The following is a 22,580-nucleotide window of genomic DNA, read 5'->3' as shown; positions in this document are numbered from 1 at the left end:
TTCTCCTTAGTGACTGTCGACGGTGCTTGCCGTGATCCACTTCGGTACGAAGGTGGATTCGTAGTGCTTCATCCAGTCGAACAGCGCGTCGATGCTGCCGCCGAACCAGACCTGGTCGCGCTGGATCCGCTTGACGAAGCCCTCGTTCACCATGTGGTCCATGCTGGCGGCGAGGCCCGAGTAGAACCCGAGCACGTCGAGAAACGCGCATGGGTAGGTATGCAGGCCGAGCTGCGCCCAGGTGAGCATCTCGAACATCTCGTCCATGGTGCCGAAGCCGCCGGGCAGGGCGACGAAGGCATCGGAGAGTTCGTACATGCGTGTCTTGCGCTGGTGCATCGTCTCCACCACGTGCAGTTCGCTCAGGCCCTGGTGCGCGACTTCCTTCTCGACCAGTTGGCGCGGAATGACGCCGATGACACGGCCTCCTTCGGCGAGCACGGCGTCGGCCACGGTACCCATGAGCCCCACCTTGCCACCGCCGTAGACGAGCGCGATGCCTTCGTGGGCGAGGCGCGTGCCGAAGGCCTTCGCCGCTTCGACGTATTCGGGGCGCGAACCGCTGCTGGAACCGCAGTAGACGCAAAGGGACTTGATCTCACGCATATGACGAAACCTCCGATGTGTTTACCTGATCGCACTGCCGGTAAAGAGCGTCGCGGACAGGGTCCGCTCCCACCCTCGGGTAGCGACCTTCCTACCGAAGGGTGGGAGCGGACCCTGTCCGCGATTCCGGATCGCGAATGCGCTCGGGTAAATACACCTGCCCAAAACGACAAAGCCCGCCCATGCTTGCGCATGGACGGGCTTTTGCCAACAGGGGCGATCAGTTGCCCTTGTGGATGGCGCGCTTGTCGACGGCAAGGGCCGCCTCGTGCACCACTTCGCTCAGCGCCGGATGGGCGTGGACGATGCGGGCGAGGTCTTCGGACGAGCCCTTGAACTCCATCGCCACCACGCATTCGTGGATCAGCTCGGAAACCACCGGGCCGACCATGTGCACGCCGAGGATGCGGTCGGTTTCGGCGTGGGCGATCATCTTGACCTGGCCGATGCCTTCGTTCATCGCCACGGCGCGACCGTTGACGGCGAACGGGAAGGCGCCCGTGCGGTACGGGATGCCTTCTTCCTTGAGCTGCTCCTCGGTCTTGCCGACCCAGGCGATTTCCGGCTCGGTGTAGATGACCCACGGCACGGTGTCGAGGTTGACGTGCCCCGGCTTGCCGGCGATGAGTTCGGCCACCATCACGCCTTCTTCCGATCCCTTGTGCGCGAGCATCGGGCCGCGCACGGCGTCGCCGATCGCCCAGACGCCGTCGACGCCGGTGTGGTTGTGCGCGTCGACCACGATGCGGCCGCGCTCATCGAGCTTCACGCCGGTGTCGTCGGCCAGCAGGCCGTCGGTATAGGCGCGGCGGCCCACGGCCACCAGCAGCTTGTCGACCACGAGGCTCTGCTCGGCGCCGTCCTTGTCGGTGTAGCTGACGTGCACTTCGTCGCCCTTGATCTCCGCCTTGGTGACCTTGGCGTTGACCTTGATGTCCAGCCCCTGCTTGGCGAACTCGCGGGCGGCCATCTTGGCGATGTCCTGGTCGGCCACGGCGAGGAATTTCGGCAGGGCTTCGAGCACCGTCACGTCGGCGCCGAGACGCTTCCACACGCTGCCGAGCTCGAGGCCGATCACGCCGGCGCCGATCACGCCCAGGCGCTTGGGCACGGCGTCGATGTCGAGGGCGCCGGTGTTGTCGATGATGTGCTTGCCGTCGAACTTGGCGAACGGCAGCTCGATGGGCACCGAGCCCGAGGCGAGGATGACGTTGGTGGCCGAGATCGTCTGCTTGCCGCCGTCGTTGCCGGTGACCTCGACCTCGTTGCCCTTGAGCAGCTTGCCCTTGCCGAAGTACGAGGTGATCTTGTTCGCCTTGAACAGCATCGCGACGCCGCCGGTGAACTGCTTGACGATCTTGTCCTTGCGGCCGATGAAGGTCGCGATGTCGATCTTCGGATTCTCGGCGGTGATGCCGTGATCCTTGAAATTGTGCGTGAGGTTGTGGAACTGCTTGGACGAATCCAGCAACGCCTTGGAGGGGATGCAACCCACGTTGAGGCAGGTGCCGCCCAGCGCGGCCTTGCCGTCCTTGCCGACGAAGGCGTCGACCACGGCGGTCTTCAGGCCCAGCTGGGCGGCGCGGATCGCGGCCACATAGCCCGCGGGGCCGGCACCGATGACGATGACGTCGAACTTCTCGCTCATTTGCTTAGCTCCGGATGAAACGGCGGTATTCGCTACCGCTGGATATGGGGGCGGTGACATGAAAACGGGAGTCTTTCGACTCCCGCCTTCACGCTTGCCTTCTCAACCGGCCATCACAGGCCGAGCAGCATGCGCTGCGGGTTTTCCAGCTGGTTCTTGATGTCGACCAGGAACAGCACGGCGTCGCGGCCGTCGATGATGCGGTGGTCGTACGACAGGGCCAGGTACATCATCGGGGCGGCGATCACCTGGCCGTTCTCGACGACCGGGCGCTCCTTGATGGTGTGCATGCCGAGGATGGCGCTCTGCGGCGGGTTGACGATCGGGGTGGACAGCAGCGAACCGAAGGTGCCGCCGTTGGTGATCGTGAAGGTGCCGCCCTGGAGGTCGTCCAGGCCGAGCTTGCCGTCGCGGGCCTTCTTGGCGTAGCCGACGATGCCCTTTTCCACGTCGGCGAAGGACATGTCCTGCACGTCGCGCAGCACCGGCGTGACCAGGCCCTTGTCGGTGGACACGGCGATCGAGATGTCCTGGTAGCCGTGATAGATGATGTCGTTGCCGTCGACGGAGGCGTTGATCACCGGGTAGCGCTTGAGCGCTTCGGTGGCGGCCTTCACGAAGAAGCTCATGAAGCCCAGCTTGACGCCGTTGGCCTTTTCGAACTGCTCGCCCAGGCTCTTGCGCAGCTTCACCACCTCGGCGAGGTTCACTTCGTTGAACGAGGTGAGCATCGCGATCGAGTTCTTCGACTGCATCAGGCGCTCGGCGATGCGGGCGCGGATGCGGGTCATCGGCACGCGCTCTTCCGGACGCGAACCCGGCGTGGGCTTGGCGGCCGGGGCGGCGGGAGCCGTCGGCGCGGTGCCACCCTTGCCGGCGTTGACCAGGTCTTCCTTGGTCACGCGGCCGTCGCGGCCGGTGCCGGCGACGGTGGACGGGTCGATGTTTTCTTCCACGGCGACGCGGCGGCCGGCGGGGGAGAGTTCGTCGACGCCCTTCGGGGCTTCCTTGGCCTCGGCCTTTTCGGCCTTGGGCGCTTCGGCGGCGGCCGGGGCGGGAGCCGGGACCGGAGCCGCGGCGGCGGCGCCTTCCTCGATGACCGCGATCACCTGCTGGCTGGTGACGGTGGCGCCTTCCTCGAACTTGATTTCCTTCAGCACGCCGTCGACCGGGGCCGGTACTTCGAGAACGACCTTGTCGGTTTCCAGGTCGAGCAGGTTTTCGTCGCGCTTGACGGCGTCACCGGCCTTCTTGTGCCAGGTGGCGATGAGCGCGTCGGAGACCGACTCGGGCAGGACCGGGACTTTGACTTCGATGGACATGCTTGTCTTACTCCGCTGCGTGATCGGTGCCGACCGGCGCGACGAGCGCCTGTTCGACGAGCGCCGTCTGTTCGGCGATATGGGTGTTGAGATGGCCCGCGGCCGGCGACGGCGAGCGCGAACGGCCCGCGTACGAGAGGCTTTGCTTCGCGTTGACGCAGGCCTGCAGGTGATGACGGATCTGGAACCACGCGCCCTGGTTCATCGGCTCTTCCTGGCACCACACCACTTCCTTGGCGGCGGGGTATTTTTCCAGCTCGGCCGAGACATCGGTGCGCGGGAACGGATAGAGCTGCTCGACGCGGACGATGGCCACGTCGTTGAGTCCGCGCTTCTCGGCGTCTTCGAGGAGGTCGTAGTAGACCTTGCCCGAGCAGAGCACCACGCGCTTGACCTTCTTGGCCGCGACGTCACGGTGCTCGCCGATCACCAGCTGGAACTTGCCGTTGGCCAGTTCGTCGAGCGTGGAGACGGCCAGCTTGTGGCGCAGCAACGACTTGGGCGTCATCACGATCAGCGGCTTGCGCACGGGGCGCACCTGCTGGCGGCGGATCATGTGGAACGCCTGGGCCGGCGTGGTGGGCACGCAGACCTGCATGTTGTCCATGGCGCACAGCTGCAGGAAGCGCTCCAGGCGCGCGGAGGAGTGCTCCGGTCCCTGGCCTTCGTAGCCGTGCGGCAGGAACAGTGCCAGGCCGCAGAGGCGGTCCCACTTGGCTTCGCCGGAACTGATGAACTGGTCGATCACCACCTGGGCGCCGTTGGCGAAGTCGCCGAACTGGCCTTCCCAGATCGTGAGCTGGTCGGGCGAGGTGGTGGCTTCGCCGTATTCGAAGGCCATCACGGCCTCTTCGGAGAGCAGCGAGTCGATCACCTCCACGCGGGCGCCGTCACGCACCTTGCGCAACGGCATGTAGGTGTCGTCGCTCTTCTGGTCGTGCAGCACCGCGTGGCGGTGGAAGAACGTGCCGCGGCCGGCGTCCTGGCCCACCACGCGCAGGTCGCTGCCCTCGGCGATGAGCGTGCCGTAGGCGAGATTCTCGGCGAAGCCCCAGTCGCCCGGCAGCTCGCCGGCGGCCATCTTGCGGCGGTCTTCGTAGATCTTGGCGACGCGCGGATGCAGGGTGACGTCGGAGGGAATGTCGAGGATGGTGTCGAGCACCTTGCCGAGCGTTTCACGCGACACGCCCGTGTTCACGTCCATCGACAGCTTGTTGCCCTGGAAACGGGTCCAGTCGACGGCGATGTCGCGCTGCGGATTCGGATCGATCGAGATCAGCGGCTCGCCCTTCTCGAGGCGGCCGCGGTAGTCGTCGAGCATCTTCTGGCCGTCGTCGGCGCCGATGACGGTGTCCTTCACGAGCGACTGCGCGTAAAGGTCGCGCGTGGTCGGGCGCTTGCGGATCACCTGGTACATCAGCGGCTGCGTGGCCGCCGGCTCGTCGGCCTCGTTATGGCCGTGGCGGCGGTAGCAGACCAGGTCGATGACCACGTCTTTCTTGAACTGCTTGCGGAATTCGTATGCCAGGCGGGTGACCTGGATCACGGCTTCCGGATCGTCGCCGTTCACATGGAACACCGGCGCATTGACCATCTTGGCCAGGTCGGTGCAGTACAACGTCGAGCGGGCGTCCTCGCGCTTGGAGGTGGTGAAGCCCACCTGGTTGTTGACCACCAGGTGCAGCGTGCCGCCGATGGCGAAGCCACGGGCCTGCGACATCTGCAGGAGCTCCATGTTGACGCCCTGGCCGGCGAACGCGGCGTCGCCGTGGATGAGCACGGCCAGCGACTTCTCGCGCGCGGTGTCGCGGCGGCGCATCTGGCGCGCGTGCACCGAGCCGGCCACCACCGGGTTGACGATTTCGAGGTGGGACGGGTTGAAGGCCAGCGCCACGTGCACGCCGCCGTTCGGCGTCTTGACGTCGGCGGAGAAGCCCATGTGGTACTTCACGTCGCCGGTGTGGATCGGGCTGTCGTCGTGTTCGAACTTGCCTTCGAACTCGTTGAAGAGCTGCGAGGGCGCCTTGCCGAGGATGTTGACCAGCACGTTGAGGCGGCCGCGGTGGGCCATGCCGATGACCACTTCCTTCACGCCGTTGTCGCCGGCGGCGCGGACCACGTCGTCGACCATCGGGATGAGGCTGTCGCCGCCTTCGAGCGAGAAGCGCTTCTGGCCGACGTACTTGGTGTGCAGGTAGCGCTCGAGGCCTTCGGCGGCGGTGAGCGCCTCGAGGACGCGGACCCTCTCGGCTTTCTGCAGGTTCGGCTTGCCTTCGGCCTTTTCCAGCCGGCTGTAGATCCACGCCCGCTGGTCGTAGTCGGAGATGTACATGAATTCGGCGCCGACGGTGCCGGCGTAGATCTTCTTGAGCTTCGCGAGCAGGTCGCGCAGCTTCAGGCGCTGGCCGCCGCCGGCGAACGTGCCGGCGTCGAACTCGGTGTCGAGGTCGGCGTCGGAGAGGCCGTGGAAGGCCAGGCCGAGGTCCGGCGCGTCGATGTCCGGGGCGGTGAGGCCGAGGGGATCGAGCTGCGCGGCGAGGTGGCCGCGCGAGCGGTAGGCGGTGAGCAGACGAAGCACGCCGGCCTGCTTGCGCGCGTAGGCGTCGTCGGCCGGTGCGACCGTCGCCGTACCGGCGCCGCGGCGCTGTTTCTGCGCGGCCTCGATGCGGGCGATGGCGCTGGAGTGCGGGGTGTCACCCGCCTCGCGGCCCTTGAACGACTTGAAATAGGCATCCCATTCGGCCGGGACGGCGCCGGAATCGGCCAGCCAGGCTTCGTAGACTTGCTCTACGTAATCGGCGTTTCCGCCGGCGAGTTGGGAGGATTCGGAAAACTCGCGGATCAGGTTTGCGCTCACGTCACCACCGGCAGACGGACAAGGGCGGGGTGTCGCGTAAGGCATGGGGATGCCCCACGCGGCACTAAGAATCCGTTAATTATAGCCCCGTGCTGCGTTGCCGCGCCAACCCATTCGCGCATGGCCGGCTTGCGTCAGATGCCCAGTGGTCTTATCTCCCAGGCCGGCTCGGCCCGCTCCCAGACTTCGTCGAAATAGGCCGTCAATCGAGAGGTCTGGCCGGGCTGGTCGAGGGCGCCCTCGGCGTCGAAGCGACCGGCCACGGGCCTGAACAGAAACGCACCGGCCTCGTCGGTGACGAAGGCCGATCCATAGCCGAGGTGGGTCTCGTCGGTGGGTACCCGGATGCTCATGGCGGTCGGCAGGCGCTGGACGAGGGCGAGCAAGCGGTGGCCGTCGCGATGGGCGCGGTTGGCGTCGTGGGTGAGGATGCGCACGCGGGCATGGCGTCCGCCGGTGGCCAGGCGGCGCAGTTCGGCCAGCGCCGCCTCGCTGTCGAGCAAGCCGGGTTCGAGCAGCGGCACATAGAGGCAGGCGCGGTGGCGGGCCTGGGCGAGCAGGCGGACATGGGCGGCCTCGAGGCCGGCGCGGTCGCCGGCTTCCAGGCGCATGTCCGCCGTATCGCTCACCGGCGGCGCCCCTTGCGCACGGCCACCATGCCGTCGTTGACCAGGGCCAGCAGCACCGCCTTCTCGGCGGCGGTCGGCGGCCGGTCGAAGGCGATGTCGCGCTCGCCCGCGAGGCGTTCGGCAAGGTCGACCGGGCATTCGTAGGCGTGGCCGCTTACGTAGAGGGTGGCATCCTTGCGGCCGCGCACCCAGGCGATCCGGGCGTAGGGGTGGCGAACGATGCCGGCGCCGCCGTCGAGCGCTTTTTCCAGCGCGGCGGCGGTGACCGGCTTGGGCGACGCCACCGGCTCCTGGGCGTTGCGGTAGCGGGTGATGAAACGGCCGAACCAGTCGGCGAGCAGTTCGCGGTCGAGCGCGGCGGCGAAGGGCAGGGCCTGGCGCACCCGGTTCAGCGCGGCCGCGTCGATCTCGCCGGCGCGTTTGGCGGGCGTCAAGTCGGGGTCGGTGTAGCGCAGCTCGTCGGGCATGCGTTCGGCGAGGAAGTCGGCGAGGTCGCCGGTGAGTTCGGCCTGCGAGGGCGCGCGCATGCCCACCGAGAACGTCATGCAGTTGCCGATGGCCACGCCGTCGTGCGGCACGCCGGGCGGCAGGTAGAGCATGTCGCCCGGTTCGAGCAGCCATTCGTGCGTGGGCTCGAAAGTCTTCAGCTGCTTCAGTTCCACGTCGTCGCGGAAGTCGAGCGGTGCGTCGGGGGCGTCGCTGATGGCCCAGTGGCGCTGGCCGAGGCCCTGCAGCAGGAACACGTCGTACTGGTCGACGTGCGCACCCACGCCGCCGCCTTCCTCGGCGTAGGAGATCATGATGTCGTCGACGCGCCAGGTCGGCAGGAAAGCGAACGTATCCAGCAGCGCCGCGACGTCGGTATCCCACTTGTCGACGTCCTGCACGAGCAGGGTCCAGTCGCGCTTCGGCGTCTTGCCGAACTGGGCCTCGTCGAACGGGCCGGTCTTCACCGTCCAGCGGTCGCGCTTTTCGTCGTGGACGATGAGGCGCGACAGCACGCCTTCCTCGCAGGCCAGGCCGGCGAGGTCGTCGGGCTGGATCGGGGGCTCGAAACCGGGGAAGGCGTTGCGGATGAGCAGCGGGCGTTTCTGCCAGTAGTCGCGAAGGAACTGCGTGGCGCTCATGCCGAGCGGCTGGCTGGCGCTGCCGCGCACTTCGATGGGGAGGGGCTTGCGGGTGGGGGTCTGGATGGCCATGGGCGGCATTGTAGCCGGGCCCATCGCGGACAGGGTCCGCTCCCGCCCTGCGGCAGCCGGCTTTCCTACGGAGCGGTGGGAGCGGACCCTGTCCGCGATAGGGGTTCGACGAAGGGTTCGGTTTTTCTCGTCAGACCACGTCCCGCTTCCAGCTCATGCAGGTCGATGTCTTTGACCGATACCGGCCGGTAATCTTCGCCGAACGCCACGTCGCCGAGCATCCATCCGGCCTTGCAGGTGACCGCCCCCCAGAACCGCCGGAACGCCGCCCAGTGCAGCCCGACCAGGCCCTTGTCGTTGTCCGCGTCCACCATCGGATCGCCCACGCCGGTGGGCCGGATGGGCTCGCCGTAGAGCGCCGTGCCGAAGACCACGTCCCAGATCGAGAACACCTGGCCGAAATTGCAGTTGTGCAGGGTGGGACGGTCCGGGTCCACCAGCATGTGGTGCAGGCGATGGAACACCGGCGAGACCAGCACGCGGTCGAACACGGGCCCGAAGCGCACGCGCACGTTGGCGTGGGAGAAGTTCTGCACCAGCTCGCCCGCCAGCATCAGCCAGGCGAAGTCCACGGGCGCCACGCCGATCACCACGCCGACGCCCGCCAGCACCATCGATTGCAGGAAGCCGTCGACGAGACTGCCGCGGTCGTTCGTCCAGCAGCTCATCTGCCGCGTGCTGTGGTGCATGCTGTGCAAGGCCCACCACCAGGGCAGGGCATGCTGCAGGCGATGCATCCAGTAGTAGACCAGGTCGTAGATGGCGTAATAGACGATGAAGAGCAGCAGCGGATGGTTCGCCAGGGCCGGGATCAGATGGGTGATGCCGAGCAGCGACGTATCGCCGGGCGAGTCGTCGCCGCCACCGAAGTAATGGCTGATCGGCGTGAGCACCAGGTAGCTGAACATCGGGAAGATGCCCAGCAGCATCATCAGGGTGTATTGCCAGTCCACGCGCGTGAGTCGGCGGTGCGTCCACCGTTCCGCGGGAATCACCGATTCGAGCGGGCGGAACAGAAAGGCGATGATGCCCACCTGCAACAGCGAGATGAGGATGGCTTCGGCGATCTCGCGCGGGTCGCCGGCCAGGCCGTCCAGGTGCAGCAGGTGCAGGAACGGGACGACGGCGTGGATGCTCGTTGCATCGACCAGGTGGGACCACGGCGCGAACATGGGACGACGACCTCGGCAAGGGACGGCGCGCCGGCGTGCACGCAGTCGGTGACATCATTAAGCTTCACGCCTCTTTCGTTGGGCTTTCCGCCATGCGACACACACCCGGGATCGCCATCGGCATCCACGTGGGCACCGATATCCTGCCGGTGATCGCCGAGCTGGCGGCGCTGCGTATCGCGGTCTTCCGCGACTGGCCGTATCTGTATGACGGCGACGAGGCCTACGAACGGGATTACCTCGCCCGGTATGCCGCCTCGCCGCGGGCCATCTGCGTGGTGGCGCGCGACGCGCGCGGCGGAGTGGTGGGCGCGTCCACCGGCATCCCGCTGGCGGACGACGGCGAGGCCTTCCACCGGCCGTTCCACGAGCGGGGCCTGGCGCTCGACGAGGTGTTCTACTTCGGCGAGTCGGTGCTGCTGGCGCCATGGCGCGGGCGCGGCGTGGGCCATGCCTTTTTCGACGCACGCGAGGCGCACGCCCGCGCATGCGGCGCCTTCGGCTGGACGGCGTTCTGCTCGGTGCGGCGCGATGCGGCGGATCCGCGGGCCCCGGCCGGCCATCGCGGCCATGACGCTTTCTGGCGAAGCCGCGGCTACGCGCCGGCATCGGGCATGGCCTGTACGCTTTCATGGAAGGAGCGCGGCGACGAAGGCGCCAGCGAACACACCCTCGACTTCTGGATGCGCGCGATCGATCGCGCGAAGGTTCCCGCATGACCCGCTCACTCGCCGAATGGCTCGCCTATCAGGAAAGCGTCCACACGGTCGGCATCGACATGGGCCTGGAGCGCGTCGGCGCCGTCTGGCGTGCCATGGGCTCGCCACGCCCGGCACCCATCGTGGTCACCGTCGGCGGCACCAACGGCAAGGGCTCCACGGTGGCCCTGCTCGAAGGCATGCTGCGCGAGGCGGGCTACCGTGTGGGCTGCTACACCTCGCCGCACCTGTTGCGTTACAACGAGCGCATTCGCATCGAGGGGCGGGACGCCTCCGACGATGCCCTGGTGGCCTCCTTCGAGCGCATCGAGGCGGCGCGGGGCGAGATACCGCAGACCTACTTCGAGTTCGGCACCCTGGCCGCGCTCGACCTGATGGCACGCGCGGGGCTCGACGTCGCCATCCTCGAGGTCGGCCTCGGCGGGCGACTCGATGCGGTGAACATCGTCGACGCCAACGTGGCCGTGATCACCACCATCGATCTCGACCACCAGGCCTGGCTCGGCGGCGATCGCGACAGCATCGGTCGCGAGAAGGCGGGCATCGCACGCGCGGATGCGCCGGCCATCGTCGGCGAACTCGAGCCGCCCCTCGGCCTGCTGGATGCGCTTAGGGGAATCGGCGCGCGTATCGAGCGCGCGGGAGAGGCCTATGCGGTGGGAATCGACGACGACGGCGCGTGGCGCTGGTCGCATCGCGACGGCACGCTGTACGGGCTGCCTCGCCCGGCGCTGGACGCGCCCGTGCAATACGCCAATGCCGCGGCGGCCATCGCGGCGCTGCATGCGCTGCGCCCGCGCCTCGACGTGCCGGCGGGCGCCATCGCGCAGGCCTTGCGTGACGTGCGCGTGGCCGGTCGCCTGCAACCCGTGGCGGAGCGGCCGCTCACCCTGGTCGACGTGGGGCACAACCCTCAGGCCGCGCGAGCACTCGCCGAATGGATCGACGCCACGCCACGGCGGGGGCGCGTGCTGGCCGTCTATGGTGCGCTTTCGGACAAGGACACGGCCGGCGTGATCGCCGCGCTCGGCACACGCGTGTCGCACTGGTATCTCGCCGGACTGGACCGCGACACGCCCCGCGGTCTCCCCGCCGCCGCACTGGCGGAAAGCCTGGCGACGGTGCTGCCCGGTGCGGCGCACACCGTCTTCCCCACGGTGTCGCCCGCCTGGGCCGCCGCGCGGGAGGCGGCGGGCGACGACGACGTGCTGCTCCTGTTCGGTTCGTTCTTCGTCGCCGGCGCGGCTCTGGCCTCGACGTAGGTGAACGCGCCGACGGCAATGGGCGCCGAGGGTCGCCCATTGCCGGTTATAATCGCCGCGATCCGCTTTGCGACGGTCGTATGGAGACTTCATTGAAAACACGCCTGCTGGGTGCCGCCGTCCTGATCGCTCTCGCGGTCCTGATCGTGCCGATGTTCTTCTCCAGTACGCCACCGAAGGGCGACGCCGAGCAGTCGGTGAGCCTGGCCATCCCGCCGGCCCCCGATCGCGAACTGCAGGCACGCACGCTGGATGTGTCGCCCAACGGCACGGGCGCCGTATCCGCGCCGCAGCCGGTCGCCACGCCGGCGCCGGCGCCGACGGCCAGCGTCCGGCCGGCCGCCGTGACGCCGCCCGCGTCCGGCAATCGCCTCGCGTCGGTCGACATCGCCTCGCGCAAGCCCGCCGATGCGCTGCCGGAGGATCTCGCGACCGCGCCCGCGAAGCCCGCCACGACGGCGGCGAAGCCGGTGAAGACCACCGTTCCCCCGGCCCAGGCGGCTGCGGCCACGCAGCCCGCCGCCGCCCCGGGCACCGCCGCCCGCGGCAGCTATTCGCTCAACCTCAGTGCCTACGCCGACCGCTCCAAGGCCGACGCCCTCGTGCAGAAAGTGCGCGCGTTGGGCTATCCGGTCACCACGGCTTCCGTCAATCAGGGCGGCAAGGCGCTGACCCGCGTCAATGCCGGTCCGTTCGAGACCCGCGCCGCCGCCGAGGCGGCACGCCTGAAGATCACCGCCGCCGTACCGGGGGCCCCCGCGTCGCTGTCGGGCAAGGCCGACACGGCCACCGCCGATGCCCCGGCCCCGGCGCGTCCGGCGGCCGCCCCTCCGGCGGCGGCTGCCGCCGTGCCGGCTAGCGCTCCCCGTGCCGGTGGATTCGCCGTGCAGGTGGCTGCGGTCAGCAGTCAGGTCGAAGCCACCCGCCTGCAGGACAAACTCCGTGGCGCCGGTATCCCTGGGTACGTCGACAGCATCGCCTCCAGCGGCGGCGCGAAGCTGTGGCGCGTGCGCGCGGGCCCGCAGGCACAGCGCGACGACGCGGTTCGCCTCAAAGACCAGATCAAGGCCAAGGTCGGCCTCGACGGCGTCGTGGTGACGGCGCCCTAAGGGGCCCGCCACGACCATGGCCGGGGAGGGAGAGCGATGAACTGGGCCGACTACGTCATTCTGATAGTCCTTTTCCTTTCGGTCTTGATCGGCCTCGCCCGGGGCCTCATCTCCGAAGTGCTTTCGCTGGTGATCTGGGTGGTGGCGTTCTGGGCGGCGTGGACCTTCGGACCCGTGCTGGCCCAGCGCTTCGAGTCGTCCATCTCGCTGCCCATGGCGCGGGTGGGCATCGGCTACGGCCTGTGCTTCGTCGGCGTGCTGGTGATCGGCGGGATGGTGCGTTTCCTGGTGTCACGGCTCGTCGCCCGAACCGGCGTGGGCGGCCCGGATCGCCTGTTCGGCATGATGTTCGGCCTGGTGCGGGGCATCCTGATCGTGAGCCTCGTGGTGTTCATGCTCAATTTCACGCCGTTGCCCAACGACCCCTGGTGGCGGCAATCCGCGATGTTGGCCCAGTTCGCCGGGCCGGCGGAGTGGCTAGGGCGGCAGGTGCCGCCCAACGTGCGTGAATACCTGCATCCCCCGGCGGCGCTGCAAAACATTAAAATGCCGGACGTCCAGCTCCCGAGCCGGGACGACCTGATGAAACTCCGCGACCTGACGATCCCCGGTCAGTCGCCCACGCAACGACACACCGATCAACCAGCCGGGTCATCCACCTCGGCCTCCTTGTAGGAAGACACCTCCCATGTGCGGAATCATCGGCATCGTCGGTACCACGGAAGTGGCATCGGCCCTGTATGACGGCCTGACCGTCCTGCAACATCGCGGGCAGGATGCCGCCGGCATCGCCACCGTGGACGGCGCACGCCTGCGCCTGCACAAGGGTGCGGGGCTGGTCCGCGATGTCTTCAACTCGGCCGGCGTGAGCAAGCTGCGCGGACGCATCGGCATCGGCCATTGCCGTTATCCCACGGCGGGCTCGGAAGGCACCGAGGAGGCGCAGCCGTTCTATGTGAACTCGCCCTACGGCATCGCCTTCGCGCACAACGGCAACCTCGTGAACACCGAGACGTTGCGTCGCGAGATGTTCGAGGACGATCGTCGCCACATCGATACCGACTCCGATTCCGAAGTGCTGCTCAACGTGCTGGCGCACGAACTGCAGGTGGACGACCGCGGCGACCTCACGCCCGACCATGTGTTCACCGCGGTATCGCGCGTGCATGCCCGCGCCAAGGGCGGTTACGCCTGCATCGCCCTGGTGCTCGGCTACGGCCTCATCGCGTTCCGCGATCCCAACGGCATCCGTCCGCTGGTGCTCGGCGAGCGCGTCACGCCCGAAGGCCGCGAATACGCCATCGCTTCCGAGTCGGTGGCCCTCGACGTGCTCGGCTTCAAGCGCGTGCGCGACATCGAGCCGGGCGAGGCGGTGATCGTCACCGAGGGCGGCGAGCTGCACGCACGCCGTTGCGCCGAAGGCGCGGTGCATGCGCCGTGCATCTTCGAGTACGTCTACCTCGCGCGTCCCGATTCGATGATGGAAGACGTCTCGGTCTACAAGGCGCGCCTGCGCATGGGCGAGAAGCTGGCCGAGAAGATCCTCCGTGAGCGCGGCCCGGACCACGGCATCGACGCGGTGATCCCCATTCCCGACACCTCGCGTACGGCGGCCAGCTCGCTGGCGCAGGCACTGGGCGTGCCGATGCGCGAGGGCCTGGTGAAGAACCGCTACGTCGGCCGCACCTTCATCATGCCGGGGCAGGGCGAGCGGGTGAAATCCGTGCGCCGCAAGCTCAACACGGTCGAACTCGAATTCCGCAAAAAGAATGTGCTGCTGGTCGACGACTCCATCGTGCGCGGTACCACGTCGCGCCAGATCATCCAGATGGCCCGCGATGCCGGCGCGAAGAACGTCTACTTCGCGTCCGCCGCGCCGCCGGTGCGCTTCCCGAACGTCTACGGCATCGACATGCCGGCCGCCTCCGAGCTGATCGCCGCCGGCCGCACCGTGGAAGACATCGAAAAGGCCCTCGGTGCCGACTGGCTGATCTACCAGGATCTCGACGACCTGATCTGGGCGGTGTCCGACGGCAACGAGGACCTCAAGACGTTCGATACCTCGTGCTTCTCCGGCGAATACGTCACCGGGCTCGATCGCGACTTCCTGCAGCAGCAGGAGGCCATGCGCTCGGACTCGGCCAAGAACGAGCGCCGTAGCGCCTGAGGTCGGGGCGGCCGTGATGCGCGATCTCCACGCGGCCGCCCGCCGTTGCCTCGATGCGGCCGACCCGGCCGAAAAAGTGAGGCTCACCTTCGATACATGGGAGGCCCTTCAGCAGGGCCTGCTGCGGCCGGATGCCGCGTCTCCCGAAGCGCTTCCCATCGGCTTGCCGGGACGTCCCGAGCGTCCGCGCCTCGTATCGCCACGGGATCTGTCGCAGCGTGGCCTGGGTTCGCCGGAAGGCCGCGCCGCGCTGGTGCATGCCATCGCGCACATCGAATTCAACGCCATCGACCTGGCCTGGGATGCGGTGTACCGCTTTCGCGGCAAGCCCGATGCGTACTACCGCGACTGGGCGGCATGCGCCAACGACGAGGCGCGTCACTTCACGATGTTGTCGGGGCGATTGGCCGAACTGGGTCACGCCTACGGCGATTTCGACGCGCACAATGGCCTGTGGGACATGGCCGAGAAGACGGCCCACAGCGACACGGCGCGCATGGCGCTGGTACCGCGTGTGCTCGAAGCGCGCGGTCTCGACGTGACGCCGGGCATGATGGAGCGGCTGCGCCAACAGGGCGACGAACGCACGGTGGCGATCCTCGAAGTGATCCTGCGCGAAGAGGTGGCCCACGTGGCCGCCGGCACGCGCTGGTTCCATCATTGCTGCGAGCGTGATGGCCTCGAGCCCGAGGCGACGTTCGCGCAGTTGCTCGCCGATTACATGAACGGTTCGTTGCGCGGGCCGTTCAATCTCGATGCGCGGCGGGCGGCGGGGTTTTCCGATTCGGAGCTTGCTTGGTTGGGTACGTTGGGGTGACCTGCACGAGCCGATGAGGCGCTGTCGCTCCCTCGTGCGCGAGGCGCTGGGTTCCTGCCTGAACGACAAGCAGCAAGATTTACCGCTACCTGCAAACCCACCTCACGTCGTTCCTGCGCAGGCAGGAACCCAGCGCCTTGCGTCCGAGGAAACCTCGGTGCCGCATCGGCTTTCGGCTAAGGCAACGTCAGCCCACGCAACTCGACGACATCCCCGTCGATCCGCAACACCGATCCGTGGTCGTACCAGTCCCCCAGCACGATGCGTTGGGCCGCGACGCCGTCAAGCGCGAAGTCGTGAACGGCCGGCCGGTGCGTATGCCCGTGCACGAGGCGATGCACGCCCGCATCGCGCATGGCGCTTTCCACGGCGCCCTGGTTCACGTCCATGATCGTCTCGTCGATGCGACCGGTGCGCGACTTGCTGTCGCTGCGTGCCTTGGCGGCGAACGCCCGGCGCGCTTCCAGCGGCATCGAAAGAATCTGCCGCTTCCAGGCGTCGGTACGCACCTGGGCGCGCACGGCCTGGTATTCGACGTCATCGGTGCAGAGCACGTCGCCGTGCATGAGCAGGGTGGGCGTGCCTTCGACGTCGTGCACGGTGCCGTCGTCGAGCAAGGTCATGCCCGCGCGTTCGGCGAAAGCATGGCCCAGCAGGAAATCGCGGTTGCCCGCCATGAAGTACACGGGCACGCCGGCGTCGTGGAGCGCGCGGGTGGCATGGGCGATGCGCGTGGGGAGTTCGGCGTCGTCGTCGTCGCCGATCCAGGCCTCGACGAGGTCGCCCAGGATGTAGAACGCCCTGGCCGAGCGGGCTTCGTCGGAAATGAGGAAGCGCTCGAAGAGTTCGGTGATCCGCGGACGCGCCTCGTCCAGGTGAAGGTCGGCGATGAACAGCGTGCTCATGCGGCCTTCGGCTTGTCGGCCTTCTTCTTCGGCGCGGTCACGGGTTTGGCCGGGGCGGGCGCGGCCGCCGCCGGTGCCTTGCTGCTCGAGGCGGCGGCCGGAGCGGCCTTTTCCTCGCCCACGACGCTGGCCGAGTCGATGATCACCAGCGGGTTGGGCACGTCGCCCACGAAGGGGCCTTGCGCACGCGTGGGCAACTTGGCGATCTTGTCGATGGTGTCCATGCCGCTGACCACCTTGCCGAACACCGCGAAGCCCCAGGTGAGGCCGCTCTGGTTGCTCACGTAATCGAGGCGGCGGTTGTCCACGAGGTTGACGAAGAATTGCGACGTGCCCGAATTGGGATCGGCGCCACGCGCCACGGCCACCGTGCCACGCAGGTTGGACAGTCCGTTGTCGGCCTCGCTCGGAATCGGCGCGCGCGTGCGGCGCTGGGTGAGATCGCGGCTGTAGAGGCCGCCCTGCACCATGTAGCCGTCGACCACGCGATGGAACACGGTGCCGTCGTAAAACCCGTCGCGCACGTACTGGAGGAAATTGGCGGCGCTCTTGGGCGCTTTCTCCGGGTACAGCTCGATGGTGAAGTCGCCCTGGGTGGTGTGCATGACGACCCGGGGATGTTCCACCGGCCCCTGCGCCGAGGCTTCCGGCTTGGCTGCCTGTTGCGCCGGCGCGATGCCGGGCAGGGCGAGAAGGAGGGCGGCGAAAGCGGTTCTGAGCATGGCGGACCGGCGATGACGGCTGGACAATCCCGCCATGATACCCCCCTTTGCTCCGAATCCCCTGAACCCGTTCATTCGCTGACGATGTCCAGTTCCAGGCCGAGTTCGGCCATGGGCTCGCGCTCCTGTTCGAGGTCGGCCTCGGTCAACGGATGCTGGTCGAGCCAGTCGGCGGGAAGCGAGATGCGCAGGCGCTGGCGCGTGGCCGCCACGCGGATGCGCGGCAGCGCCTCGGCGCGGCGGGCGCGGCGGAACAGAACGCCCAGGCGAAGGATGGCCGTGATGTGCCGGGCCAGTGCGCGATAGCGCGCCGGCAGGGCGGTGATCACCGATTTCTCCGGCTTGCGGCGATGGGATTCGACGATGGCGGCAAGCAGTTGCTGTTCCTGTCGCGAGAAACCGGCCAGGTCGGCGTGGCGCAGGATGTACGCGCCGTGCCGCTGGTGCTGGCTGTGTGCGATGGCCAGGCCCAGTTCGTGCACGCGTGCCGCCCAGAGCAGCCACTCGCGGGCGTCGTCGTCGAGCTTCCATACCTTGGCGAGCTGGTCGAAGAACGACAGCGCCGTGGTCTCGACGCGGCGCGCCTGTGCGCGATCGACCCCGTAGCGACCGGCCAGGGACTCGATGCTGGCCATGCGCGGGTCCGTGCCGGCCGAACGGCCGATGAGGTCCCACAGCAGGCCTTCGCGCATGGAGCTTTCGGACACGCGCAGGCGTTCGATGCCCAGCGCCTCGAAGGCCGCTTCGAAGATCGCCACGCCGCCGGCGAACACTTCCGCGCGATCCTCGGCGAGCCCCGGCAGTTTCAGCGTGGCCGACGAGCCCTGCTCGATGAGCGCTTCGCGTACCGCGGCCAGCGCGTCGGGCGTGATGCCGTCGTCGGAGAGCTTCATCGCGCGCACGACGGAGCCGATCGCCTTGGCGGTGCCCGACGAGCCGTAGGCATCGGCCCAGCCGGCGTCGCGATAATCCTCGGAGAACTGCTGGAGGAGCACGCCGATTTCGCGGCGGGCCTTCTGCCAGCGCTTGCGGGTGATCTTCCCGCCCGGAAAGAAACGCATCGTCGTGGCGATGCAGCCCACCTGCACGCTTTCGGTGAGCATCGGCGACGTGCCGCGCCCGATGATGAACTCGGTGCTGCCGCCGCCGATGTCGATCACCAGGCGGTGGTCGCGCGACGCGGGCAGGTCGTGCGAGGCGCCGAGGAAGATCAGTCGCCCTTCCTCGCGTCCGGAGACGATTTCGACCGGGTGGCCCAGTGCGGCTTCGGCGGCGGAAAGAAACGCGTGCGGCGAGGCGAGCCGGCGCACCGTGTTGGTGGCCACCGCGCGCACGTGCAGGGCGGGAATCCCCGCGATGCGTTGGCCGAAGCGGGCGAGGCTCGCGAGGGCGGCCGCGCGATGGTTCGCATCGAGCGTGCCGTCGGGGCGCAGGCCCACGGCCATGCGCACGGAGTCGCGCAGGCGGTCGATCACACGGGGCTCGCCGTGTTCGTAGCGGGCCACCACCATGTGGAAGCTGTTGGAGCCGAGGTCGACGGCGGCGAGCAGTTCACCGTCGTTGATCTGGGACTTACCTGATGTGGGCAAGGGAAATATCCGCGGCAGGTTCTAAGGGGATTCTGTCATGCAAGCGGAGAAGATGGCATAGCCACATGTCGCACCGGTGCGAGCGACGGGCTATGACCCGGCCGCCCCGCCGTGGGCGCCGGCTTGCGACGGTGCGACGGCCTGCTTGCGGGGCTTGGGCATGGCCGAGAGGGCGAAGAGCAGGATGCACAGGAAACCGAAGACCCAGTAATCCGTCGGCGCGGGCCCCCACCAGTGGCGGTGCCAGGGCACGTTGGCCGGATCGAAGCGGGCCAGGCCGAAAGCCGGGTTCAGGATGAACCACAGGCCATCCTCCGCGACCCAGAACAGCATCACGCAGGCGACGATGCGCACCTGTGCCCGCCAGCTCCAGAAGCCGCGAAAGATCATCGGGAAGTGAAAGAACAGGGCGATGAAGGGAAAGACCCAGGCGTGGTAGCCGGTCATCGGGCGGCCGCCCCACAGCAGATCGAGCAGCCAATGGTTTTCGATGCGCCAGGTGGGCAGGCTCGTGGCCCAGCCGTGCGGTCCTTCGATCTCGACCTCCACGTGGGCGAAAAAGAAGGCCAGCAGCAGGGTGAACCCCGCGGTCGCCAGCACGGCGGCCACGCGGCGGCGTGGCGAATGGCTCATGAAGCGTCCAGCCGGGCCAGCACGGCGTCGATCACGTTGCGTGCCGCGTGCGGCCGCCCGATGGCGCGCGCCCGGGCGGCCATGGCCGCGAGCCGGCCGGGCTCGTCGCGCAACTCGCGCAGGCGCCAGCCCAGGGCTACGCCGTCGATGGCCTTCCACGCCGCGCCCTGCTCGAGCAGGTAGTCGGCGTTGCGCTCCTCCTGGCCGGGGATGGGCGCGTTGACGATCATCGGCAGACCCATCGCGAGGCATTCGGACGTCGTCAGGCCACCCGGCTTGGTGATCGCCAGGTCGCTGCACGCCATCAGCCGCTCCACGTGATGGGTGTAACCCTGGGGAAACAGGCGCCCGGCGTGCCTGGTGGCGGCAAGGTGCCGAAGCCGCTCGAGCATCTCGGCGTTGCGACCGGCCAGCACCACCAGTTGGAACCCGTCGGCGGAAGCGAGCAGGGTATCGGCCAGCGTGTCGAGCGCGCCGACGCCGGCTCCGCCCCCCATCACCAGGTAGGTGGGCATCGCCGGATCGAGGCCGAACGTGGTGGCGAGCGCGCGGCGGTCGTGTGCTTCGGCAAACGCGGGCATCACGGGAATGCCCGTGGTATGCACGCGATCGGCGGGCAGGCCCACCGCACGCATGCGGTGGGCGATCTCGGGACTGGCGGCGAAGTAGCCCGCCATCTCCGGTACCACCCACATGCGGTGCAGGTCGAAATCGGTCACTTGCAGGTATACCGGCGCCTTGACGCGGCCCTTGCGGATCTGCCGCATGAGCATCTCGGCCGGAAGAAAGTGCGTGCAGACGATGGCGTCGGGCGCGAAGTCGGCGATGGCCGCGCGCAGCCGGTGCGTGTTGAGCCGCTCGATGGTGCGGCGCATGCGCTGGGTGATGGCTTCGGGACGGGTGTCGTCGGTGATGCGGTAGAGCATGCCCCACAGGCGAGGATAGTGCGTGATGAGGCCCAGGTAGAAATCGGCGTAGATACGCCGGAAGCTCGAAGGCACGTAATCCATGACGTCGAGGTGGCCGGCCTCGACGTCGTGCCCTTCGGCGGCCAGCGCCTTGACGGTGGCATCGAGCGCATCGGCCGCGCGCACGTGGCCGGCTCCGGCGGACACCGACAGGAGCAGGATGCGCCGTGTCACCCGCAGTATCTGGCCAGGAGCGCCTGCTGGGCGCTGTGGGGTGCCTCCCCGGTGGCCGGTTCGCTGCGCGTGTAGCGGCCGTCGGCGCCGAGCAGCCACGCCTGCGTGTTGTCGCGCAGGTAGTTGTCCAGCGTCTCGGCGTACACGCGCTCGGCCAGCGCGGGTTCGAGGATGGGTACGCCGATTTCGATGCGGCGCATGAGGTTGCGCTCCATCCAGTCGGCGCTGGCGCAGTACAGCTCCGGTTCGCCGTCGTTGGCGAACCAGTAGACGCGGCTGTGTTCGAGGAAGCGGCCGACGATCGAACGCACGCGGATGTTGTCCGACACGCCGGGAATGCCCGGGCGCAGCGTGCACGCGCCGCGGATGATGAGGTCGATGCTCACGCCCGCGCGCGAGGCGCGATACAGCGCCTCCACCACGTGCGCTTCGTTGAGCGCGTTGAGCTTGGCGACGATGCGGGCGGGACGGCCGGCCTCGGCGTGCGCGATCTCGCGTTCGATCTTGCCCATCACGCTGCTGTAGAGGGTGAAGGGAGAATGCAGCAGGCGCTTGAGCTGGATCATCGGACCCAGGCCCGACAGCTGCTGGAATACCTTGTGGATGTCCTCGCCGATCTCGGGGTTGGAGGTCATCAGGCCGATGTCGGTGTAGCCGCGGCTGTTTCCGGCGTGGTAGTTGCCCGTGGACAGGTGCACGTAGCGGCGCAGCGTGCCGGCTTCGCGACGGACGATGAGCAGCATCTTGGCGTGGGTCTTGTAGCCCACCACGCCGTAGACCACCTGCACGCCGGCTTCCTGCAGGCGGTTGGCGAGGCCGATGTTGGCTTCCTCGTCGAAGCGCGCGCGCAGCTCGATCACCACGGTGACGTCCTTGCCGTTGCGTGCGGCGTCCACCAGCAGGTCGACCAGCGGGGAGTCCTTGCCCGCGCGGTACAGGGTCTGCTTGATCGCCAGCACGCCGGGATCCTGCGAGGCGCGGCGCAGCAGTTCGACCACCGACGCGAACGATTCGTAGGGATGGTGCATCAGCACGTCGCGCGTGCCGAGCACGTCGAACTCGTTCACGCCCTTGCCGAACGCGGGCGAAAGGCGCGGGGTGAATCGCGGGTATTTCAGCTCGGGCCGGTCCACCTGGTCGTAGATCTGGCTGGCGCGGATGATGTTGACCGGGCCGTCGCAGCGGTAGACGTCGGCATCTTCCAGCTGGAAGTTCTCGATCAGCATGTCGGTGATCGCGCGCGGGCAATCCGCGCCCACCTCCAGTCGCACGGGGCGCGCATAGCCGCGACCGGCCAGTTCTTCGCTGAGCGCCTGGGCGAGGTTCTCGACCTCGGCCTCCTCGACCACCAGTTCGCTGTTGCGGGTAACGCGGAACTGATGGCTGGCGCACACCTGGAAGCCGGGGAAGATCTCGTCGGCGAAGGCCTGCAGCACCTCGGCCAGGAACACGAAATCGCCGTCGACGCCGGAGACTTCCTCGGGAAGGTGGATGATGCGTGGCAGCGAACGCGGCGCGCGCACCAGCGCCATGTGCCCCTCGCGACCGAAGGCGTCGCGACCCTTGAGCACCACGGCGAGGTTGAGCGTCTTGTTGAGGATGCGCGGGAACGGATGCGCCGGATCGAGCCCCAGCGGCGAAAGCACCGGCATGATCTCGTTCTGGAAATAGCCCAGCAGCCAGCGCCGCTGCTTGTCGGTCCAGCGGTCGTGGGTGAGGTAGCGGATGCCTTCGTTCTCGAGCGCGGGACCGAGCTCGTCGCGCCAGATGTCGTAAAGCTCGGCCACCAGGGCCAGCGCGCGCTCGCGTATGCGGGCGAGGATCTCGCCGGACGACAGGCCATCCGCGCCCGGAAGGGCGGCGCCCAGCGCGTGCTTGTGCTTGAGCACCGCCACGCGCACTTCGAAGAACTCGTCGAGGTTGTTGCTGACGATGGTCAGGAAACGAAGACGCTCGAGCACCGGCACGTCGGGATCGCGCGCCTGGGCCAGCACGCGGAAGTTGAATTCCAGCGCGGCCAGTTCGCGGTTGATGTAAAGCTCGGGTGCGTCGAGGTCGACGGTGGCGCTCATGTGCTGCTTT

General features: G+C 68.1%; 19 protein-coding genes. 6 read left to right on the top strand and 13 right to left on the bottom strand.

Going from position 1 to position 22,580, the window contains the following annotated elements:
* Positions 1-6: 6 nt before the first annotated feature.
* The 7 genes from L2Y94_RS13880 to L2Y94_RS13850 form a co-directional block, all read right to left on the bottom strand.
* The gene (locus L2Y94_RS13880) at positions 7-597 is read right to left on the bottom strand and encodes an LOG family protein (protein ID WP_247375256.1); all 591 of its coding nucleotides are present in this window, start codon (positions 595-597) and stop codon (positions 7-9) included.
* A 229-nt stretch (positions 598-826) separates the two neighbouring features.
* Complete coding sequence (lpdA, locus tag L2Y94_RS13875; RefSeq protein WP_247367506.1) at positions 827-2,254, bottom strand: dihydrolipoyl dehydrogenase; 1,428 nt, start codon at positions 2,252-2,254, stop codon at positions 827-829.
* Positions 2,255-2,367: 113 nt separating this feature from the next.
* Positions 2,368-3,576, bottom strand: coding sequence for a 2-oxoglutarate dehydrogenase complex dihydrolipoyllysine-residue succinyltransferase (gene odhB / locus L2Y94_RS13870; protein WP_247367497.1), 1,209 nt, complete (start codon positions 3,574-3,576; stop codon positions 2,368-2,370).
* 7 nt (positions 3,577-3,583) lie between these two features.
* Entirely contained in the window at positions 3,584-6,433 is a 2,850-nt protein-coding gene (locus tag L2Y94_RS13865) for a 2-oxoglutarate dehydrogenase E1 component (protein WP_247367494.1), read from the bottom strand.
* Positions 6,434-6,567: 134 nt separating this feature from the next.
* A complete protein-coding gene (locus L2Y94_RS13860) occupies positions 6,568-7,062 on the bottom strand; it encodes a DUF7931 domain-containing protein (RefSeq protein WP_247367492.1) in 495 nt (164 codons plus the stop codon).
* Positions 7,059-8,270 carry a JmjC domain-containing protein gene (locus tag L2Y94_RS13855; protein ID WP_425602467.1) on the bottom strand — a complete coding sequence of 404 codons (1,212 nt, stop codon included), beginning with the start codon at positions 8,268-8,270 and terminating at the stop codon, positions 7,059-7,061. Before L2Y94_RS13855 ends, L2Y94_RS13860 begins: the two co-directional genes overlap by 4 nt.
* A gap of 56 nt (positions 8,271-8,326) precedes the next feature.
* Entirely contained in the window at positions 8,327-9,433 is a 1,107-nt protein-coding gene (locus L2Y94_RS13850; RefSeq protein ID WP_247367485.1) for a sterol desaturase family protein, read from the bottom strand.
* 92 nt (positions 9,434-9,525) lie between these two features.
* Between L2Y94_RS13850 and L2Y94_RS13845 the strand changes: the two genes are divergently transcribed.
* The 6 genes from L2Y94_RS13845 to L2Y94_RS13820 all read left to right on the top strand — a co-directional run bounded on the left by L2Y94_RS13845 (position 9,526) and on the right by L2Y94_RS13820 (position 15,507).
* Positions 9,526-10,152 (top strand): GNAT family N-acetyltransferase, encoded by a 627-nt coding sequence (locus tag L2Y94_RS13845; RefSeq protein WP_247367482.1) that lies wholly within the window; start codon positions 9,526-9,528, stop codon positions 10,150-10,152.
* A complete protein-coding gene (folC, locus tag L2Y94_RS13840; protein WP_247367480.1) occupies positions 10,149-11,414 on the top strand; it encodes a bifunctional tetrahydrofolate synthase/dihydrofolate synthase in 1,266 nt (421 codons plus the stop codon). The genes L2Y94_RS13845 and folC overlap by 4 nt, the downstream gene beginning before the upstream one ends.
* A gap of 92 nt (positions 11,415-11,506) precedes the next feature.
* On the top strand, positions 11,507-12,523 hold the full coding sequence (locus tag L2Y94_RS13835; RefSeq protein WP_247367477.1) for an SPOR domain-containing protein: 1,017 nt from the start codon (positions 11,507-11,509) through the stop codon (positions 12,521-12,523).
* 36 nt (positions 12,524-12,559) lie between these two features.
* Entirely contained in the window at positions 12,560-13,198 is a 639-nt protein-coding gene (locus tag L2Y94_RS13830; protein ID WP_247367475.1) for a CvpA family protein, read from the top strand.
* Positions 13,199-13,211: 13 nt separating this feature from the next.
* Positions 13,212-14,690: an amidophosphoribosyltransferase gene (gene purF, locus L2Y94_RS13825; protein WP_247367472.1), complete on the top strand. Its 1,479-nt coding sequence runs from the start codon at positions 13,212-13,214 to the stop codon at positions 14,688-14,690.
* Between the two features lie 16 nt (positions 14,691-14,706).
* Positions 14,707-15,507, top strand: coding sequence for a ferritin-like domain-containing protein (locus L2Y94_RS13820; RefSeq protein WP_247367469.1), 801 nt, complete (start codon positions 14,707-14,709; stop codon positions 15,505-15,507).
* A gap of 176 nt (positions 15,508-15,683) precedes the next feature.
* Here the strand turns inward: L2Y94_RS13820 and L2Y94_RS13815 are convergent, their stop codons facing one another.
* The 6 genes from L2Y94_RS13815 to ppk1 all read right to left on the bottom strand — a co-directional run bounded on the left by L2Y94_RS13815 (position 15,684) and on the right by ppk1 (position 22,570).
* Entirely contained in the window at positions 15,684-16,412 is a 729-nt protein-coding gene (locus L2Y94_RS13815) for a UDP-2,3-diacylglucosamine diphosphatase (protein WP_247367467.1), read from the bottom strand.
* On the bottom strand, positions 16,409-17,134 hold the full coding sequence (locus tag L2Y94_RS13810; RefSeq protein WP_247367460.1) for a peptidylprolyl isomerase: 726 nt from the start codon (positions 17,132-17,134) through the stop codon (positions 16,409-16,411). The genes L2Y94_RS13815 and L2Y94_RS13810 overlap by 4 nt, the downstream gene beginning before the upstream one ends.
* 71 nt (positions 17,135-17,205) lie before the next feature.
* Complete coding sequence (locus L2Y94_RS13805) at positions 17,206-18,723, bottom strand: Ppx/GppA phosphatase family protein (protein WP_247367457.1); 1,518 nt, start codon at positions 18,721-18,723, stop codon at positions 17,206-17,208.
* Between the two features lie 90 nt (positions 18,724-18,813).
* On the bottom strand, positions 18,814-19,356 hold the full coding sequence (locus L2Y94_RS13800) for a hypothetical protein (protein ID WP_247367456.1): 543 nt from the start codon (positions 19,354-19,356) through the stop codon (positions 18,814-18,816).
* The gene (locus L2Y94_RS13795) at positions 19,353-20,498 is read right to left on the bottom strand and encodes an MGDG synthase family glycosyltransferase (protein ID WP_247367455.1); all 1,146 of its coding nucleotides are present in this window, start codon (positions 20,496-20,498) and stop codon (positions 19,353-19,355) included. Before L2Y94_RS13795 ends, L2Y94_RS13800 begins: the two co-directional genes overlap by 4 nt.
* Positions 20,495-22,570: a polyphosphate kinase 1 gene (gene ppk1, locus L2Y94_RS13790; protein WP_247367454.1), complete on the bottom strand. Its 2,076-nt coding sequence runs from the start codon at positions 22,568-22,570 to the stop codon at positions 20,495-20,497. The genes L2Y94_RS13795 and ppk1 overlap by 4 nt, the downstream gene beginning before the upstream one ends.
* Positions 22,571-22,580 lie beyond the last annotated feature (10 nt).

Origin of the sequence: Luteibacter aegosomatis (genome assembly GCF_023078455.1) — a bacterium.
GTDB classification, from domain to species: Bacteria; Pseudomonadota; Gammaproteobacteria; order Xanthomonadales; family Rhodanobacteraceae; genus Luteibacter; species Luteibacter aegosomatis.
The sequence above is the reverse complement of the archived record's forward strand: the minus strand, read 5'-3'. Positions and strand labels throughout refer to the sequence as shown.